This window comes from Mesorhizobium sp. ORM8.1 (assembly GCF_053005525.2).
On the sequence record NZ_CM132600.1, the window covers coordinates 4,080,837 to 4,097,335 of the forward strand.

Consider the following 16,499-nt stretch of genomic DNA (forward strand, 5'->3'; position numbering starts at 1 on the left):
ATCTGTGCGCGGATTAAAATGCAAGCGGAATCTTTTGATGAGCCCGCCCCGGCGCCAACCCATTGTTCCTATGCCTTTTTACTCGACACTCAGGGCGGTGGGAGCCTGGGCAAAAAGCAAGCGCGCCTATAGGCCGAGGGTCGACGGTATCGCCACATCGCAGGCGACCACCAATCCGGTCAGAAGGGCCGTCTCCAGGTCTTCAGGAAGGGCGCTTCTTCGCTTTCTTGTGCTTCGGCGGGCCGCTGCTGTCGAATTTCGGCTTGCCCGGCTTTTTCGCCCATGGCTTTGCCTCATGCGCCGCGGCGGGGCGCTGGTCGGCAGATGCCGAGGGGCGGTTTTCGAATTTGCGCTTTGGCGCATTCGGATCGAACGGCGCCTTGCCGCGATGCGGCTTCTTGTCCGGCGCCGGCGGCTGATAGCCGGCGCGCGACAGGTCCGGCGTGCCGTCCAGCCGCTTCACCGCGATGTTGCCCTGCAATTTACAGTCGGGGCCGATCGCCGCCAGGAACCGGTCGGCCCAGTCGGCCGCGATCTGCACGAAGGTTTCTTCCGGTTGCATCTTGATGGCGCCGATCTCGCGCTTGGAGATGTTTCCGGTGCGGCACATCATCGGGATCAGCCAGCGCGGCTCGGCGTTCTGCCGGCGGCCGACCGACAGCGAGAACCAGACACTGTCGCCGAAATCGTCGCGCCGGCTCGGCGCCTCGTCACGGCGCGCGAAGTTTTCGCCCGCCGGTCTTTCACGCGACGGCGTGAAGGGCGCGACATCCATCAGGTCCTCGGGCGCCGAGCGGCTGGCGCGGCACTGGCGCACGAACGCGGCCGCCACCTGCTCGGCGCCATGCTTGGCAAGAAGCGCGTCGATGAAGCCGCGCTCGTCATCGGTCACCGGCTCGTTGAAAGCCGGATCGGCCAGGATGCGCTCGTCGTCGCGCCGGATCACGTCGTCGGCCGAGGGCGGGCTGGCCCAGGTCGCTTTCAGCCCGGCATTCTGCAGCAGCCGCTCGGTGCGCCGGCGGGCGCTGCCCGGCACGATCAGCGCGCTGACGCCCTTGCGCCCGGCGCGTCCGGTGCGGCCGCTGCGATGCAGCAGCGTTTCCGGGTTGGTCGGCAGGTCGGCGTGGATCACCAGCTCGAGATTGGGCAGGTCGATACCGCGCGCCGCCACGTCGGTGGCGATGCAGACCTTGGCGCGGCCGTCGCGCATCGCCTGCAGCGCATGGCTGCGTTCGTTCTGGCTGAGCTCGCCCGACAGCGCCACGACGGAGAAATTGCGGTTGTTGAAGCGCGCCGTCAGGTGGTTGACCGCGGCGCGCGTGTTACAGAACACCAGCGCGTTGCCGGCTTCGTAGTAGCGCAGCACGTTGATGATGGCGTTTTCGCGGTCGGCCTGGGCGACATTCAACGCCCGGTATTCGATGTCGAGATGCTGCTTTTCCTCGCCGCCGGCCGAGATCCGCACGGCATCGCGCTGGTAACCCTGCGCCAGCGTGGCGATGGAACGCGGCACGGTGGCCGAAAACATCAGCGTGCGGCGTCCAACGGGTGCTGCATCGAGGATGAATTCGAGGTCTTCGCGAAAACCCAGATCGAGCATCTCGTCGGCCTCGTCCAGCACCACGGCCTTCAGCGCCGACATGTCGAGCGCGCCGCGCGTGATGTGGTCGCGCAAACGTCCAGGCGTGCCGACGACGATATGCGCGCCGCGCTCCAGCGCGCGACGTTCGGTGCGCATGTCCATGCCGCCGACGCAGGAGGCGACGGTTGCACCTGTCATTTCGTAGAGCCATTGCAGCTCGCGCGTCACCTGCAAGGCGAGCTCGCGCGTCGGCGCCACGGCCAATGCCAAAGGCGTACCAGCCTGGCCAAAGCGCTCGGCGCCTTCCAGCAATGTCGGCGCCAGCGCAAGGCCGAAGGCAACGGTCTTGCCGGAGCCGGTCTGCGCCGAGACCAGCGCGTCGGCTTGGCCGAGTTCCAGCACCGCCTTCTGCACCGGCGTCAGCGCGACATAGCCGCGCTTTTCCAGCGCCTCTGCCAGCGCAGGAACGATACCTTCGAAGTTAGACATCTCACTCTTTCGGAATTCAGGGGCTCGTCACGGAGCACAGGCCGACACTGCGCCAGCCAAACGAAATTTGGACGTTCCTACTTCCTGCGGCCACTATTGTACAGAGCAGGCAACGCCGCCTTTCCCTTCTCCCCTTGTGGGAGAAGGTGGGTCGGCGCGCAGCGCCGAGACGGATGAGGGGTGTTCCAGCGGAGTGAGACGCTGGCTTTCCGTGGAGCACCCCTCATCCGTCGCCTTCGGCGCCACCTTCTCCCACAAGGGGAGAAGGGAGAGCCGCCGCAATTGACTCCTGCCGCAAACCGCGTAAAAGCCCGCATCGAACGGGATTGTCTTCGATGCGCGGCCTTTTGATGGCTCTTCTTGCATTCGACGCCCCCAGCCACAATGTAACGCATTGGGCTGGGCGCTCAGACGCGTCCGTCCGTTCCAGCAAAACCCCATTCTTGGCCGAGAAAACCTCCAAAACCACCACCAAAACGGTGTGATTCCCTTGGCCTAACCACCCTCTCCCGGGTCCGGCCCGGGGGACGAAACCCGCATAGGCCAGCGGGTTTTCTCCAAAAACCAAGCGGAGAGGGACAGGAGATATCAGATGAGTTTCAAGGTTGCAGTCGTCGGCGCCACGGGCAATGTGGGCCGGGAAATGCTCAACATACTGGAAGAGCGCGGCTTTCCGGTAAGCGAAGTCGTGGCGCTCGCCTCGCGGCGCAGCCAGGGCACGGAAGTGTCTTTCGGCGACCGCACGCTGAAGGTCAGGACGCTCGACCAGTATGATTTTTCCGACACCGACATCTGCATCATGTCGGCCGGCGGCAACGTCTCCAAGGAATGGTCGCCCAGGATCGGCAAGCAGGGCTGCGTCGTCATCGATAATTCGTCGGCTTTCCGTTACGACCAGGACGTGCCGCTGATCGTGCCGGAAGTGAACCCGGACGCGATCTCGCTGTTCACGCGCAAGAACATCATCGCCAACCCGAACTGCTCGACCGCGCAGCTCGTCGTGGCGCTGAAGCCGCTGCATGATTTCGCCACCATCAAGCGCGTCGTCGTTGCCACGTATCAATCGGTATCCGGCGCCGGCAAGGAAGGCATGGATGAGCTGTTCACGCAGACGCGCGCGGTGTTCGTCGCCGACGGCGTCGATGTCAAGAAGTTCACCAAGCGCATCGCCTTCAATGTCATCCCGCATATCGACGTCTTCCTCGACGACGGCTTCACCAAGGAAGAGTGGAAGATGGTCGCCGAGACCAAGAAGATGCTCGATCCCAAGATCAAGCTGACGGCGACCTGCGTGCGCGTCCCAGTGTTCATCGGCCATTCCGAAGCGGTCAACATCGAGTTCGAGAAGCCGATCACCGCCGACGAGGCGCGCGATATCCTGCGCGAGGCGCCCGGGTGCCAGGTGCTCGATAAGCGCGAGGACGGCGGCTATATCACGCCGCTGGAATCGGCCGGCGAGGACGCCACCTTCATCTCGCGCATCCGCGAGGATTCGACGGTCGACAACGGCCTGTCGATGTGGGTCGTCTCCGACAATCTGCGCAAGGGCGCAGCGCTCAACGCCGTGCAGATCGCCGAGCTGCTGGTCGAGCGCGGCCTGATCCAGCCGAAGAAGAAGGCGGCCTGACGGCTGGTTTGTTCTCGCTCACGGGCCGCACCGCCGCTGCGCGGCTGGCCCTGCGCGAGGGCGCTGGACGACCGGCGGCCCGCGGTCGCGGGCTCGGCCTGCGGGCTATTCGGCTTTCGCTCACGGGCCGCACCGCCGCTTGCGCCGCTGGCCCTCCGCGAGGGCGCCGGACGACCGGCGGCCCGCAGTCGCGGGCTCGGCCTTCGGCCGGGGCGCCTCTTCCTTCTCCCGTTTACGGGGAGAAGGTGCCCGAAGGGCGGATGAGGGGCAGCGCAGGCATGTCGAGTTTTCCTGAAATCACCCTACGTCCGGCCACCGGTTCCGACGCAACCGCCATCGCCGAGATGATGCGCGCGTCACTCAATGCTTTCGGCTGGATGCCGGCCCTGCACACACCGGAGGAAGACCTGTTCTTCATCCGCGATGTCATACTGCCTCGCCAGCAGGTGACCGTCGCCGAAGCCGGCGGGGCAATCATCGGCTTCATCGCCGTCAGCGGCGAATGGGTCGAGCAGCTCTATCTTGATCCGGCCTGGACCGGCCAGGCGATCGGCAGCCGGCTGCTTGCCCGCGCCACCGCCGGGATGCCCCTCATCAAGCTGCATTGCTTCCAAGCCAATAGTGGCGCGCGCCGGTTCTACGAACGCCACGGTTTTCGCGCCGAAAGCTTCGGCGACGGCTCCGCAAATGAGGAAGGCCTGCCGGACATTCTCTACGTGCTGCACCGCTGACCGCTCTCCGCCGTCAGCTGCCGCAGGATGGCCATCGCCTCCTCGGCCCGCTCGGCCGGCACGAACAGGTGGTCGTGATAGAAAGCCGAGACCGGATTGACGCCCATGCCGGCCGCCGCCAGACGGGTCGTGATAGCGGCAAGGAAGCCGACCGCTTCCAGCGAAGAGTGGATGTCGAGCGTGATCATCCGGCAGCGGAAGGTGCCGGCAAGACCGGCGGCTTTCGCCTGGTCCTCTGGCAAGATCAGCGTGGTGCCCTCGCGTTCGCTGAAGTGCATGACGGGTTCCGGCCCGTCCGGAAAAGTCCTGCCGGACGGCAACGTTGCGAAGACATAGATTTCCGGGAACAGGTGCGGCGTCATCGATGCCAGCAGCTTTTGCAGGTCTGTCTCGCCGCTCATGTCTGGTCCCTTGGGATGTGTTTGGCGCTACGTTCAACAGCCCGCTTGAAAACGTCAACAGCACGACGCGAAGCGGTGCGGACGAAATAAGTCCGGCCGTGTAGGATCGCGGCGCGGTCGCCCGTCCTTGGTTCGAAGCCGGCATTAGCCAGCCGGCGAACCAAACAGAGGGAGCACCATGAGTATTTCCGAAACCGCGCCCGCATCGAAGGGCGCTTTGTGGACCGGGCGCGTGCTTAGCGCCATCGTCGTCCTGTTCATGATCTTCGACGGCGTCATCAAACTGCCGCCGCTTGGCGTCGTCACTGAAACCATGGCGCAGATCGGCTGGCCGGCCGATGTCGGCACGGCGCGGCTGCTCGGCGTCATCGGGTTGGTCTCGACGGCGCTCTACGCGCTGCCGCGCACTTCGGTGCTCGGCGCTATCCTGCTCACCGGCTATATGGGCGGCGCCATCGCCACGCATATACGCATTGGCAATCCGCTCTTCTCGCACACGCTGTTCGGGGTCTATCTTGGCATCATCCTGTGGGGCGGGCTTTATCTGCGCGATCCGAAAGTACGGGCGCTGATTCCGTTCAGCCGGCAAGCATGAGGGAGAAACAAGATGTTTGCCATTGTCCTCATTGTCGTCGTCATCATCCTCGCCGTGCTCGTCTATGCGGCCACGCGGCCCAACGATTTCGTCGTCAGCCGCTCGACCAGCATCAACGCGCCGGCGGAAGCGATCTTTCCGCTGATCAACGACTTCAGGCATTGGCCGGAATGGTCGCCCTTCGAAAAGCTCGACCCCGGCATGAAGCGCACGCTTTCCGGCGCCGAAAGCGGCAAGGGCGCGGTCTATGCCTGGAAAGGCAATTCCAAGGCCGGCGTCGGCCGCATGGAAATCAGCAAGTCGGTGCCGTCTTCGCTCGTCTCGCTGAAGCTCGACTTCGAGAAGCCGTTCAGGGCCAACAACAACGTGGATTTTTCCCTTGACCCATCCGGCGGGGCCACGACCGTGACCTGGGCGATGCGTGGCGCAAGGCCATTCATCGCCAAGCTGATGGGCCTGGTCATGAATTTCGACACCCTTATCGGCAAGGATTTCGAGGCCGGCCTGGCCAATCTGAAACGCGCCACGGAGCAGCAAAAGCTAACAAATTCAAAATCTTGATTGCATGCGCCGGGAAGCGCGACCGGCACTAAGCCGGCCAATATTCATTCTCCCGCGGATCAAATCAGCCGCCCACGAGTTAAGGCCATGGCGGCGAGGATGGCGACCCGCGTGAGAGGAATTTTACAAATGAAGAAAGCGATTACCATTCTTGTTCTGGCGACCGCGCTCGGCGCGTGCTCGCAAACGGAAAAGGGCGCCGCCGTCGGCGGCCTGGGTGGCGCCGCGGTCGGCGCTGCGGTGGCGGGCGATCCGGTGCAAGGCGCGGTTGTCGGCGGCGCGGTCGGCGCGGTCGCCGGCGCGCTGATCGGCCATGCCAGCGAAAGCGGCCAGTGCCGTTATCGCGACCGTTATGGACGCACCTACATAGCACGCTGCCCGTCCGGCTACTGATGAGTTACGGCTAAACGGATGGATAAAGACAGCGGCGGGCATGGACCCGCCGTTTTTCGTGCTCCTGAAGCCTATAGCCCATCCTTCATCCGCTCGAACGCGCCATGGACAATAGCAAAACGGCGGGCATAGACCCGCCGTTTTGTCGATGCGATGAAGCAATACTTACTCTGCAGTCGCGGCTTCCGCCTCGGCCGGCGCGGCGGACGCAGCCGCGACAGCGGCGGCGGCATCGTCCTGCGCCTTCTTCAAAAGGGCGGCGCGTTCCTGCGCCTTCTTGCCCGGCTCGGCCTTCTTCGGGTTGGAGCGGGCGTCGCGCTTGGCAAGGCCGGCCTCGTCGAGGAAGCGCAGCACGCGGTCGGTCGGCTGGGCGCCATGCGACAGCCAATGCTTGACGCGGTCGGCGTCAACCTTGACGCGCTCGCCGTCCTTGGGCAGCAGCGGGTTCCACGAGCCGAGCGACTCGATGAAACGGCCGTCGCGCGGCGAACGGGCGTCGGCAACGACGACGTGGTAGTAGGGACGCTTCTTCGAGCCCGCGCGGGCCAGTCTGATCTTCAGTGCCATTTCTTTTCTCCTAAAAGCTCTGATTTCGTTGATAGGGTTGGTCGGCTACTTTTGTTTGTGCATGTCGTTGTCCCAAAACCGCTGAGCACTTTTGGGCGACATGCACTTTTCAGCCGGTTTTCGTCACGCCGTTGGCAGCGGCGATCTGTTCGTGGTGACGGATGACTTCGCGGACGACGAAGTTGAGAAATTTCTCCGCGAAATCCGGGTCGAGATGCGCGTCCTTGGCCAGCTGGCGAAGGCGGGCGATCTGCTGCTGCTCGCGCGCCGGGTCGGCCGGCGGCAGGCCATGCTCGGCCTTCAAAACACCGACCGCCTTGGTGCAGCGAAAACGCTCGGCCAGCATATGGATGAGGGCGGCATCGATGTTGTCGATCGAGGCGCGGTAGCCGGCCAGGATGGTGCGGGCGTCGGCGATGTCCTTGTCTTCGTTCATCCGTATTCTCACTTCTTCTTGCCAAGGCCGGGCAGTCCGCCGCCACCCAGGCCGGGAAGCCCCGGAAGTTTCATGCCGCCAGGCAGGCCGGGCAGGCCACCGCCGCCGGGTGCGGGCAAGCCCTTCATGCCGCCGAGACCGGCGGCCTGCGCCTGCTTCTGCAAGGCTTCGAGCTGCTTGGGGTCCATCTTCGACAGATCGGGCATGCCACCCATTCCACCCGGCATCATGCCGCCGAGGCCCATCTTGGAGGCCAGGCCGCCCATCATGCCGCGCATGAGGCCGCCGCCTTTGCCCTTGCCGCCCATCGCCTTCATCATGTCGGCCATGCCGCGATGCATCTTCAGGAGCTTGTTGATTTCGGCGGCGTCGGTGCCGGAGCCGGCGGCGATGCGCTTCTTGCGCGAATGCTTGAGCATGTCGGGGTTGGCGCGCTCGGCCTTGGTCATCGAGGAGATGATGGCGAGCTGGCGGCCGAACATCTTGTCGTCGAGACCGGCGGCGGCCATCTGGTCCTTCATCTTGCCCATGCCGGGCATCATGCCCATGATGCCGCCCATGCCGCCCATTTTCGACATCTGCTGAAGCTGCTGGGCGAGGTCGTTCAGGTCGAACTTGCCAGACTGCATCTTCCTGGCCATCGCCGCCGCCTGCTCGGCGTCGATGGTCTCGGCGGCCTTTTCGACCAGGCTGACGATGTCGCCCATGCCGAGGATGCGGTCGGCGATGCGCTTGGGGTGGAATTCCTCCAGCCCGTCCATCTTTTCGCCGGTGCCGATCAGCTTGATCGGCTTGCCGGTGACGGCGCGCATCGAAAGCGCGGCGCCGCCGCGGCCGTCGCCGTCCATGCGGGTAAGCACAAGGCCGGTGATGCCGACGCGTTCGTCAAAACTCTTCGCCAGATTGACGGCATCCTGGCCGGTCAGCGAATCCGCGACCAGCAGGATCTCGTGTGGCGACGACACCTTCTTGATGTCGGCCATCTCGACCATCAGCGGCTCGTCGATATGGGTGCGGCCGGCGGTGTCGAGGATGACGACGTCGTGGCCGCCGAGCTTGGCCGCCTGGACGGCCCGCTTGGCGATGTCGACAGGATTCTGGCCGGCAATGATCGGCAGCGTCGCCACCTTGACCTGCTCGCCGAGCTGGCGCAGCTGCTCCTGTGCAGCGGGCCGCCGCGTGTCGAGCGAGGCCATCAAGACCTTCTTGTTCTGCCGCTCGGTCAGCCGCTTGGCGATCTTTGCCGAAGTCGTCGTCTTGCCGGAGCCCTGCAGGCCGACCATCATGACGACGACCGGGGCCGGCGCATTGAGGTCGATGGCGACGCCTTCGGCGCCCAGCATGTCGACCAGTTCGTCATGGACGATCTTGACGACCATCTGTCCGGGCTTGATCGACTTGAGCACTGCGGCGCCGACCGCCTTTTCGCGCACCTTGTCGGTGAACGAACGCACCACTTCCAGCGCCACGTCCGCCTCGAGCAGCGCACGGCGCACCTCGCGCAACGCCGCCGAGACATCCGCCTCCGACAGCGCGCCGCGACCGGTCAGGCCGTTCAGGATCGAACCAAGACGTTCCTGTAGCGATTCAAACATTCTGTTTCCTTTTCCCTGGCACCCGGATGGTGCCCGAGAGGTAATGCGTTCGCGCCGAGTGTCCAAGCAAAAGCAAACCAAAACCAAAAAGCACCCGGGGGCGCATCGCGCTGCCGGGTGTTGGCCTCCAGGATCTCTTTACAGCACTTGGCCTCGATGAGGCATCGGCGTCCTGGTCGGCTTTCGCGAAGGTATACTCGTCGCGGAATTCAGCGGCTCTAGACAGGAAATCGGCTGCGGAGTCAAGACTTCCGCCGGAATCCAGATCAACACGCCGCGATTTCGAGAGCGATCAGCCCAGGCCTTACTTGTCCGTTCCAACCCTGAGCGGCGAACGCCGATGCAACAACAACAGCATGGTCAGCAAGGTGCTGACGATGCCGATGGCAGCGATCAGGGCGGCGTCCCAGTTGGTCCAGCCCGGGCCTTCCAGCGGCTTGGCGTTGAGCAGGGCGAAGCCATTGTAGCCTTCCTGGTGCGAGATCAGCAGGAAGCCGGTCAGATTGTTGCCGAGATGGGCGCCCAAACCGGCGCCGAGATTGCCGGTGACATAGACCAGCAGCATCAGGAGCAAGGCAAATGTGCCGATCGAGACCAGTACACAGGCATTGATGGCCGCCGTCGAGGCCGAGCTCCAGTGCAGCGAGGTGAACAGAAGCAGCGGCAGCACCGCCCAGATCAGCGGGCTCCTGAAGCGATGGGCGAGCGCGCGCGGCAGGTAGCCGCGAAACAGCATTTCTTCCGATGACGTCTGCAGGAAGGTGAGCAGCACGATCGGTATCAGGAAGAGCAGCCAGGACGACAAGGCGATCGGCCCGCGCGCGATCTCCGGCTGCAGCCAATAGAGCAGCACTTCCGAAAACAGCGACGTGATCAGCACCGCGATCAGGCCCTTGATGAAATCGCCGCCCGCAATGCGGCGCGTGACGCCGAAAAGCGCCGACAGCGGTTCGCCATGCACGAAGCGCATCGCCACCCACAGGCCGATCCAGATGCCGGCGAAGGAGGTCAGCGCGCTCAGAATGCCGACGGGCGATGCCAGGAAATCCTGCATGTACTGCCCGGTCGACGGGCCGAGACGCCAGACGATGTAGGCATAGGTTCCGGCAAACAGCACAAGCGCCGTCGCGGCCATCCAGAAGGCTATGATGATGGCCGTTCCGAAAAGCAGACGGAGCAAATTGGTCTTTGCGTTGGGCGAGCGGCGGTAACGCTCGAAGGCGGTGTTGTCGATCGTCACGCGGATCCCCTGCCGAATGCTCTCAATCACATCGGTCTAGGTGATCACAGTTACCACCCAATTACCGCAAGGCGAGGCCGCCATGCGCCGCGAACAAAGACGGCCGCCATCGAGGCGGCCGTATAGAGGTGATCGGAGCGCGATCAGCGCATCACATAGACGATGCGGCGCGTGCCCGGATCGACCAGCGCCGGCTGGTTGTTCACATAGACATAACGGTACCGGTAGTCAGGGATTTCGCGCAGTTCGACCGTGTCGGGCAAAGTGGCGCCTGTCACCACCTCGCCGTCGAGATAGACCGGATCGACCCGGTGGGTGGTGACATAGGTGTCGACCTCGGCCGGCGGTCTTCCGATCGATTCCATGGTGTCGGCATCGTCGCCGGAGACGATGGCGCCGGTGTAGTTGTCGTTGCCATAGACATCGTCGGCGGGCGGCGCCACGACCGCGATGCCGGCATCAGCCGGGCGGCGGGTGACGATCACGCGGCTGCCACCGAAGTCGGCGGTGACGTAGTCCGAATAGACCCAGCCTTTTCCACCAGCTTCGGCGATGGTGCACCATTTGCTGTTTTCGATACAGCCGCTGAGCGTGGCCGACTGTCCGGCGGCGATCACGCCGATGACCGGATATTGCGGGCCTGGCCCGGCGCGGACATTGAGGTCCGTCACTGCGGAAACCGGGGTTTCGGCAAGAGCCGCCCCGGACATGGCGAGCAGAGCGCCGGTCAAAGCCGGCAACAATACGGGTTTCATGGTTTCTCTCCGTTTCAACGCTCCCTCGGGCTCGGAAACGAAACCACGGTCCATGCGTTCCGGCTAAAGAGCCGCCGCCTGCTCACGAATTGTTCCAGGCTCTTTCGGCGTGCCGGTCAAAAGATCGTGCACGAAGGTCAATTTCTGCGCCGTCACCTCTGAGATCACAAACGGGTAAAGGTCCGGCAGACCCATGCATCTGTTGATCGAATTGGACGCTTCCGACAACACCAGCCAGCGCGCGAGGATCGTTTCGAATGGCTCCGGCGCCAGATCGGGATCGTCAGGCGCCGGTTGCAGGCGCCCGCCGGTATCGCCGCGCGGCAGAGCCTCGGCGTCCACCGTCTCCAGCCGTCCAAGCGAAAAGTTCAGCGCATGCACCATCTCCAGCGTGTCGGTGATGTGCAGATGGTGCGCCCAGGTCTCGGCCCAGTCTTCCCATGGATGCGACGTCGCATAGGCGGAGATATGGCGCCGCTGCCAGTCCGGCGGCGCGCCATTGGCGTAGTAGGCCTTCAACGCCTGCTCATAGTCAGCCCGTTCATCACCGAACAGCGCGCGGAAGGCCGAAAGGCGTTCCGGATCGTCGCGGATCAGGCGGTCCCAGTAATAATGGCCGAGCTCGTGGCGGAAATGGCCGAGCAAGGTGCGGTAGTTCTCCCCCATTTCCACGCGCCGCCGTTCGCGCTCGGCCGAATCCGCCTCGGCGACGTTGAGCGTGATCAGGCCGTTGTCATGCCCGGTCAGGATGCGCTCGCCGCCCGGGCCGCCACCGATCGGATCGGCGAGGAAGTCGAAGGCAAGGCCGATCTCGTCGCCGGGATTGGCCTTGGGCGCCACCGGCAGGCCGAAGGCGAGCAGCGAATAGATGGCGCGTTTCTTCGCCGCCTCGACGCGGATCCAACGCCGCCGATTGCCGTCGATCGACAGATCCGGGATCAGCTGATTGAGCGCGCAGGCACGGCAGAAGCTATGCTCCGGCTCGGCCCGCCAATTGCAGGCGCATTCGTCGGCGTTCGCGCATGCAAACACACCATCGGTGCCGGAGAGCAGGAACCGCGCCTTGTCCGGGTCGTAGAGCACCAAGCTGGAGCAATTCAGGCACTGCGCGTTCTCGAAATAAAGACGGTGGCCGCAGTTTGGGCAGTCGAAGAGCTTCATCTTGTTTTCAACATGCAGGGGCGGGCAATGAGCGTAGCCTCGTCCAAACGCCGGCCGGCGCCGGGCGTTCCGATGGTATTTCGCGGTAAGCAGGGCAACCGCGAGCCGGTCCAGCGCATCGGATAAGCGCCAATGATCGCGACATCGACGGTTTTCATGAGGCAGGCCCGCCACAGTTAGCCCTTGATCGTAGGCAAATTGCCTGTCTTTCGCCAGTGTCGGCCAGCCTCCCCCGTGGGGGCGGTGACAACCAGACGTTTCGCTGGCAAATTCGCAACCGGGACGTGATTCAGGCAATCAGGAGAGAGCAGCATGGCATTTTTTGCCAAGGGAAGGATTTTCGCGGCCGCATTGGTGGCGACGCTGGCGCTGGCGACGGGCGCTGAAGCCGCCGCCAGTTGCGGCAAGAACGGCGCCGGCTTCGACGCCTGGAAGCAGGATTTCGCCACGGAGGCCAAGGCCAACGGTGTCGGCCAAAGGGGCTTGTCCGCACTGGCGGGCGCCACCTACGCGACAAGGACGATTTCCGCCGACCGCGCCATCCACAAAGCCTTCAGCGGCTCGGTGGAAAGCTTCATGCAGCGCCGCGGCGCGTCAGCGATCATTTCCAGGGGCCGTGCGATGAAGAAGGCGAACGCGGCAATGTTCGCCAATATCGAGCGCACTTATGGCGTCCCGCCGGGCGTGCTGCTCGCCATCTGGGGCATGGAAACCGGCTTCGGCGCTTCGATGGGCAACCAGAACACGGTGTCGGCGATCCTGACGCTGGCCTATGATTGCCGCCGCCCTGATTATTTCAAGCCGCATGCCATCGCTGCGCTGAAGCTGGTCGACAGCGGGGCGTTGAGCGCCTCGTCGGTCGGCGCCATGCATGGCGAGATCGGCCACACCCAGTTCCTGCCCGGAAACGTCATGAAATACGGCGTCGGCAGCAGAAACCTGCGCGACAGGAATACGGCGCTCGCTTCCACCGCCAATTACCTCAAGGCGCATGGCTGGCAGGCCGGCGCGAGCTATGAAGCCAATATGGGCGCCATCGCCGGCTGGAACTCGGCAAGCGTCTATCAGCAGGCCATCGCGCGCATCGGCGAGGCGATCGACGCCAACTGATCGGGAATTCCGTTCAACGAAAAGCCCGGCCATGCGCCGGGCTTTTTTGTCACCGGGTAGGATCAATACCCATCATGCGCGTAGCCGCTTAACGGGCATTTCTTGGAAGCGGGAACCTGGAAGGCACCGTCAATGCCTGTGCAGCTGCGGTATTTGGGTGCCCGCCGCGTCGAGCCACGCGCGGCATTCGATCCCCTTGAGTTGCCCTTGATGACCTTCCAGATTTCGGTCGGCTGGTTGAGCTGAATGGCGTTTACATCCGAGAAGCTGATGCGCCCGGTGCGCACGGCTTCGAAAATGCGCTGGCAGAAGAGTGCAGGCACACGGTCCAGCGGCTCGCCCATGAAGGAGGCGAGTTCGTGCTTGAACGTTATGTCCCAGACACGAGCCGAGGCTATGCATTTGTCCATTTCCGAGCCTGCTTGCTTCGTGACGGCCGACGCCGCCTGGCACCCGACTGCAAACGCGGCTGCCGCCACCAGCAAGAGAATTCTATTCTTCAAGTTCAAGCCCTCCATCCCAGAGCGAAAAATAGATGACGCGATAATTGGGTCAATGGAAATTCGCGTCGGGCGAAAACTTTCGCTATATTAGAGAAATGAAATAAAAACCCGGCGTTTCCGCCGGGTCCTTTGATCGATGCTGCTACTGGCAGAGATCAGTGTTTGCGATTGCGCGCGGCTAGCGTCCGCAGCCGCAACCCATTAAGACGAATGAACCCCTCTGCGTCCTTCTGGTCGTAGGCGCCACGATCATCCTCGAAAGTGACCAACGCATCTGAATAAAGCGTCTTCTTCGACTTGCGGCCGGTGACGATGACATTGCCCTTATAGAGCTTCAGCCGGACGGTGCCTTCGACGTCGTCCTGGCTCTTGTCGATCATCGCCTGAAGCATCACGCGCTCGGGCGAGAACCAGAAGCCGTTATAGATCAGCTCGGCGTAGCGCGGCATGAACTCGTCCTTGAGATGGGCCGCGCCGCGGTCGAGGGTGATCGATTCGATTGCCCGATGGGCGACGATCAGGATCGCGCCGCCGGGCGTTTCATAGACGCCGCGCGATTTCATGCCGACAAAACGGTTCTCGACCAGGTCGAGACGACCGATGCCATTGTCGCGGCCAAGGTCGTTGAGCGCGGCCAACATGGTTGCCGGCGACAGCTTCTTGCCGTTCAGCGCTACGGGATCGCCTTTCAGGAACTCGATCTCGATCTCGGTGACGACATCGGGCGCATCCATTGGCGAGACGGTGCGCTGGTGGACGAATTCCGGCGGCTCGTTCCACGGATCCTCAAGTACCTTGCCCTCGGAAGAGGAGTGCAGAAGATTGGCGTCGACCGAGAACGGCGCGTCGCCGCGCTTGTCCTTCGGCACCGGGATCTGGTGTTGCTCGGCGAAGTTGAGAAGGTCGGTGCGCGACTTGAACGACCAGTCGCGCCACGGCGCGATGATCTTGATGTCGGGGTTCAGCGCATAGGCCGAAAGCTCGAAGCGGACCTGGTCGTTGCCCTTGCCGGTGGCGCCATGGGCGATGGCGTCGGCGCCGGTCTCCTTGCAATCTCGACCAGATGCTTGGAGATCAGCGGCCGCGCGATCGAGGTGCCGAGCAGATAGGTGCCTTCATAGACGGCATTGGCGCGAAACATCGGGAAGACGAAGTCGGCGACGAATTCCTCGCGCACGTCGACGATGCGGATGTCCTTGACGCCCATCATCTCGGCCTTCTTGCGCGCCGGTTCCAGCTCTTCGCCCTGGCCGAGATCGGCGGTGAAGGTGACGATCTCGGCGCCGAGCTCGGTCTGCAGCCATTTCAGGATGATGGAGGTGTCGAGACCTCCAGAATAGGAGAGCACGACTTTCTTGATGTTTTTGAACTTGGACATTTTTGGCGGTTCCGCGGGGAAAGTTTCGCGGGCGAGGTATCACGGCGTTTCCAGGCAGCGCAAGGGACCAACGCTGATCCAGCCGGCGCTACCGACCATGGGGTCGCGCCAGTCGGTTTGCTGGCGCGGGCTTCGCGGCTGCATTATAGGTTGCGCCAATCCTCTTTCGCGGTGCGACCGATGTCCTTCATTCCCGACACTTCGACGCTTGTCCAGTTCGCCATCGCCACGGTGATCCTGGCGATCACGCCGGGACCCGACATGACGCTGTTCGTCTCGCGCACGCTGAGCCAGGGCCGCGCCACCGGCTTCGCTTCCCTGGCCGGCGCGCTCTGCGGCACGCTGATCCACACCACGCTGGTGGTGGTCGGCATCTCGGCGCTGATCGTCGCTTCGCCGATGGCGTTCCTCGTCTTGAAGATCTTCGGCGCCGGTTATCTGGTGTTCCTGGCCTGGCAGGCGGTGACCAAAGGGTCGGCCTTCTCGCCGGAGAAGAAGACGGGGCCGCAGATCTCGCTGTTGCGCAGCTGGGTCGCGGGGCTCGGCGTCAACCTGCTCAACCCGAAGATCATCCTGTTCTTCATGACGTTCCTGCCGCAATTCGTCTCCGCGCACGACCCGAACGCCTCGGGCAAGCTGTTCTTCCTCGGCGTGATGTTCGTCGTGCTGTCGATCCCGGTGACGGCGCCGATGGTGCTGGCGGCCGAGAAGTTCTCGGCCGCGATGAAGGCCAGCCCACGCGTCACACGCGTGGTCGACTATCTGTTTGCCGGCGTGTTCTCGGCCTTCGCGCTCAAAATACTGACGGCGCAGGCGAAGTAGGCGATCACGTTTCCGGACCAGGCGATGGCGCGCGGCGCCAGCTGCCGGCCCAGCGGCCGGCGGAAAGCCAGTAGAAAATCCCGCCGATCATGCCGCTGCCGAGCACTGCCAATCTGGCATTGGTCTCAGTGACATCGAAATTGGCATCGCCGGCCTCGTGCGCGAAGCCGAGGAAGAGGCCTGCGACCACGGCGCCGGCCAGCGCATAAAACAACCAGTCGCGGCGATCGAGCACTTCGGCGACGAGGATGACGACGGTTGCCGGCATGAAAGCGAAATAGGCGACAAACAGCGCCACGAAAGGCACGGAGAAATACAGTGAGGCGGTCACCGTCGGCTCCGCATGTTCGGGCGTGTAGCCGAGATAGGCCAGGAACAGGATATTAAGGAAGGCGCTCGCCGCCAGCGAGGCCACGACATAGCCGACGAGAATGACGGCGAAGCGGACGAAATAGGCGACAAACCGGGTCATGCCAAGTCGCGTCCTTCAGCGCGGCTGGATTTGCGCCCGGCAGGAAACCTCCGCCCACCGGACGGCCTTTGTTCCGGGCGT

The 16,499-nt window shown here is 63.6% G+C and carries 17 protein-coding genes and 1 pseudogene; 7 read left to right on the forward strand and 11 right to left on the reverse strand.

Annotation, left to right across the window (positions count from 1 at the left end):
• Positions 1-202: 202 nt before the first annotated feature.
• Positions 203-2,071, reverse strand: coding sequence for a DEAD/DEAH box helicase (locus ACVDG8_RS20485; protein WP_447256315.1), 1,869 nt, complete (start codon positions 2,069-2,071; stop codon positions 203-205).
• Positions 2,072-2,663: 592 nt separating this feature from the next.
• Between ACVDG8_RS20485 and ACVDG8_RS20490 the strand changes: the two genes are divergently transcribed.
• Together ACVDG8_RS20490 and ACVDG8_RS20495 are read left to right on the forward strand one after the other, a co-directional pair.
• On the forward strand, positions 2,664-3,698 hold the full coding sequence (locus tag ACVDG8_RS20490) for an aspartate-semialdehyde dehydrogenase (protein ID WP_447256316.1): 1,035 nt from the start codon (positions 2,664-2,666) through the stop codon (positions 3,696-3,698).
• 278 nt (positions 3,699-3,976) lie between these two features.
• Positions 3,977-4,429, forward strand: coding sequence for an N-acetyltransferase family protein (locus ACVDG8_RS20495; RefSeq protein ID WP_447256317.1), 453 nt, complete (start codon positions 3,977-3,979; stop codon positions 4,427-4,429).
• On the opposite strand, the gene ACVDG8_RS20500 is transcribed toward ACVDG8_RS20495, so the two are convergent.
• Complete coding sequence (locus tag ACVDG8_RS20500; RefSeq protein ID WP_447256318.1) at positions 4,411-4,830, reverse strand: ACT domain-containing protein; 420 nt, start codon at positions 4,828-4,830, stop codon at positions 4,411-4,413. The two genes, ACVDG8_RS20495 and ACVDG8_RS20500, sit on opposite strands and share 19 nt — an antisense overlap.
• A 178-nt stretch (positions 4,831-5,008) precedes the next feature.
• On the opposite strand from ACVDG8_RS20500, the gene ACVDG8_RS20505 reads away from it, so the two are divergent.
• The 3 genes from ACVDG8_RS20505 (at position 5,009) to ACVDG8_RS20515 (ending at position 6,379) form a co-directional block, all read left to right on the forward strand.
• Entirely contained in the window at positions 5,009-5,425 is a 417-nt protein-coding gene (locus tag ACVDG8_RS20505) for a DoxX family protein (RefSeq protein ID WP_447256319.1), read from the forward strand.
• A 12-nt stretch (positions 5,426-5,437) separates the two neighbouring features.
• Positions 5,438-5,986: an SRPBCC family protein gene (locus ACVDG8_RS20510; RefSeq protein WP_447256320.1), complete on the forward strand. Its 549-nt coding sequence runs from the start codon at positions 5,438-5,440 to the stop codon at positions 5,984-5,986.
• Positions 5,987-6,115: 129 nt separating this feature from the next.
• Positions 6,116-6,379: a YMGG-like glycine zipper-containing protein gene (locus ACVDG8_RS20515; RefSeq protein WP_447256321.1), complete on the forward strand. Its 264-nt coding sequence runs from the start codon at positions 6,116-6,118 to the stop codon at positions 6,377-6,379.
• 165 nt (positions 6,380-6,544) lie between these two features.
• Here the strand turns inward: ACVDG8_RS20515 and rpsP are convergent, their stop codons facing one another.
• The 6 genes from rpsP to ACVDG8_RS20545 form a co-directional block, all read right to left on the reverse strand.
• Positions 6,545-6,946: a 30S ribosomal protein S16 gene (gene rpsP / locus ACVDG8_RS20520; protein WP_447256322.1), complete on the reverse strand. Its 402-nt coding sequence runs from the start codon at positions 6,944-6,946 to the stop codon at positions 6,545-6,547.
• Between the two features lie 109 nt (positions 6,947-7,055).
• On the reverse strand, positions 7,056-7,382 hold the full coding sequence (locus ACVDG8_RS20525; protein WP_371011493.1) for a chorismate mutase: 327 nt from the start codon (positions 7,380-7,382) through the stop codon (positions 7,056-7,058).
• Positions 7,383-7,390: 8 nt separating this feature from the next.
• Positions 7,391-8,977: a signal recognition particle protein gene (ffh, locus tag ACVDG8_RS20530; RefSeq protein ID WP_447256323.1), complete on the reverse strand. Its 1,587-nt coding sequence runs from the start codon at positions 8,975-8,977 to the stop codon at positions 7,391-7,393.
• A gap of 304 nt (positions 8,978-9,281) precedes the next feature.
• A complete protein-coding gene (locus ACVDG8_RS20535) occupies positions 9,282-10,217 on the reverse strand; it encodes a CPBP family glutamic-type intramembrane protease (protein ID WP_447256324.1) in 936 nt (311 codons plus the stop codon).
• Between the two features lie 143 nt (positions 10,218-10,360).
• Positions 10,361-10,972 (reverse strand): DUF1236 domain-containing protein, encoded by a 612-nt coding sequence (locus ACVDG8_RS20540; protein WP_447256325.1) that lies wholly within the window; start codon positions 10,970-10,972, stop codon positions 10,361-10,363.
• Positions 10,973-11,035: 63 nt separating this feature from the next.
• Positions 11,036-12,133, reverse strand: coding sequence for a zinc-binding metallopeptidase family protein (locus tag ACVDG8_RS20545; protein WP_447256326.1), 1,098 nt, complete (start codon positions 12,131-12,133; stop codon positions 11,036-11,038).
• A 312-nt stretch (positions 12,134-12,445) separates the two neighbouring features.
• Here ACVDG8_RS20545 and ACVDG8_RS20550 point away from each other — a divergent pair, with 312 nt between their 5' ends.
• Complete coding sequence (locus tag ACVDG8_RS20550) at positions 12,446-13,243, forward strand: lytic murein transglycosylase (protein WP_447256327.1); 798 nt, start codon at positions 12,446-12,448, stop codon at positions 13,241-13,243.
• Positions 13,244-13,305: 62 nt separating this feature from the next.
• Here the strand turns inward: ACVDG8_RS20550 and ACVDG8_RS20555 are convergent, their stop codons facing one another.
• Positions 13,306-13,722 (reverse strand): hypothetical protein, encoded by a 417-nt coding sequence (locus ACVDG8_RS20555; protein ID WP_447257396.1) that lies wholly within the window; start codon positions 13,720-13,722, stop codon positions 13,306-13,308.
• 179 nt (positions 13,723-13,901) lie between these two features.
• Positions 13,902-15,124, reverse strand: a pseudogene (locus ACVDG8_RS20560) (argininosuccinate synthase).
• Positions 15,125-15,304: 180 nt separating this feature from the next.
• Here ACVDG8_RS20560 and ACVDG8_RS20565 point away from each other — a divergent pair.
• A complete protein-coding gene (locus ACVDG8_RS20565; protein WP_447256329.1) occupies positions 15,305-15,946 on the forward strand; it encodes a LysE family translocator in 642 nt (213 codons plus the stop codon).
• Between the two features lie 4 nt (positions 15,947-15,950).
• Here the strand turns inward: ACVDG8_RS20565 and ACVDG8_RS20570 are convergent, their stop codons facing one another.
• Positions 15,951-16,418, reverse strand: a complete 468-nt coding sequence (locus ACVDG8_RS20570; RefSeq protein ID WP_447256330.1) for a hypothetical protein — start codon at positions 16,416-16,418, stop codon at positions 15,951-15,953.
• Positions 16,419-16,499: the final 81 nt, after the last annotated feature.

Excerpts from the sequence above, each read along its gene's own strand:
- ACVDG8_RS20485 (WP_447256315.1), bottom strand. The coding sequence starts at position 2,071 with ATGTCTAACTTCGAAGGTATCGTTCCTGCGCTGGCAGAGGCGCTGGAA.
- ACVDG8_RS20490 (WP_447256316.1), top strand. The coding sequence starts at position 2,664 with ATGAGTTTCAAGGTTGCAGTCGTCGGCGCCACGGGCAATGTGGGCCGG.
- ACVDG8_RS20495 (WP_447256317.1), top strand. The coding sequence starts at position 3,977 with ATGTCGAGTTTTCCTGAAATCACCCTACGTCCGGCCACCGGTTCCGAC.
- ACVDG8_RS20500 (WP_447256318.1), bottom strand. The coding sequence starts at position 4,830 with ATGAGCGGCGAGACAGACCTGCAAAAGCTGCTGGCATCGATGACGCCG.
- ACVDG8_RS20505 (WP_447256319.1), top strand. The coding sequence starts at position 5,009 with ATGAGTATTTCCGAAACCGCGCCCGCATCGAAGGGCGCTTTGTGGACC.
- ACVDG8_RS20510 (WP_447256320.1), top strand. The coding sequence starts at position 5,438 with ATGTTTGCCATTGTCCTCATTGTCGTCGTCATCATCCTCGCCGTGCTC.
- ACVDG8_RS20515 (WP_447256321.1), top strand. The coding sequence starts at position 6,116 with ATGAAGAAAGCGATTACCATTCTTGTTCTGGCGACCGCGCTCGGCGCG.
- rpsP (WP_447256322.1), bottom strand. The coding sequence starts at position 6,946 with ATGGCACTGAAGATCAGACTGGCCCGCGCGGGCTCGAAGAAGCGTCCC.
- ACVDG8_RS20525 (WP_371011493.1), bottom strand. The coding sequence starts at position 7,382 with ATGAACGAAGACAAGGACATCGCCGACGCCCGCACCATCCTGGCCGGC.
- ffh (WP_447256323.1), bottom strand. The coding sequence starts at position 8,977 with ATGTTTGAATCGCTACAGGAACGTCTTGGTTCGATCCTGAACGGCCTG.
- ACVDG8_RS20540 (WP_447256325.1), bottom strand. The coding sequence starts at position 10,972 with ATGAAACCCGTATTGTTGCCGGCTTTGACCGGCGCTCTGCTCGCCATG.
- ACVDG8_RS20545 (WP_447256326.1), bottom strand. The coding sequence starts at position 12,133 with ATGAAGCTCTTCGACTGCCCAAACTGCGGCCACCGTCTTTATTTCGAG.
- ACVDG8_RS20550 (WP_447256327.1), top strand. The coding sequence starts at position 12,446 with ATGGCATTTTTTGCCAAGGGAAGGATTTTCGCGGCCGCATTGGTGGCG.
- ACVDG8_RS20565 (WP_447256329.1), top strand. The coding sequence starts at position 15,305 with ATGTCCTTCATTCCCGACACTTCGACGCTTGTCCAGTTCGCCATCGCC.
- ACVDG8_RS20570 (WP_447256330.1), bottom strand. The coding sequence starts at position 16,418 with ATGACCCGGTTTGTCGCCTATTTCGTCCGCTTCGCCGTCATTCTCGTC.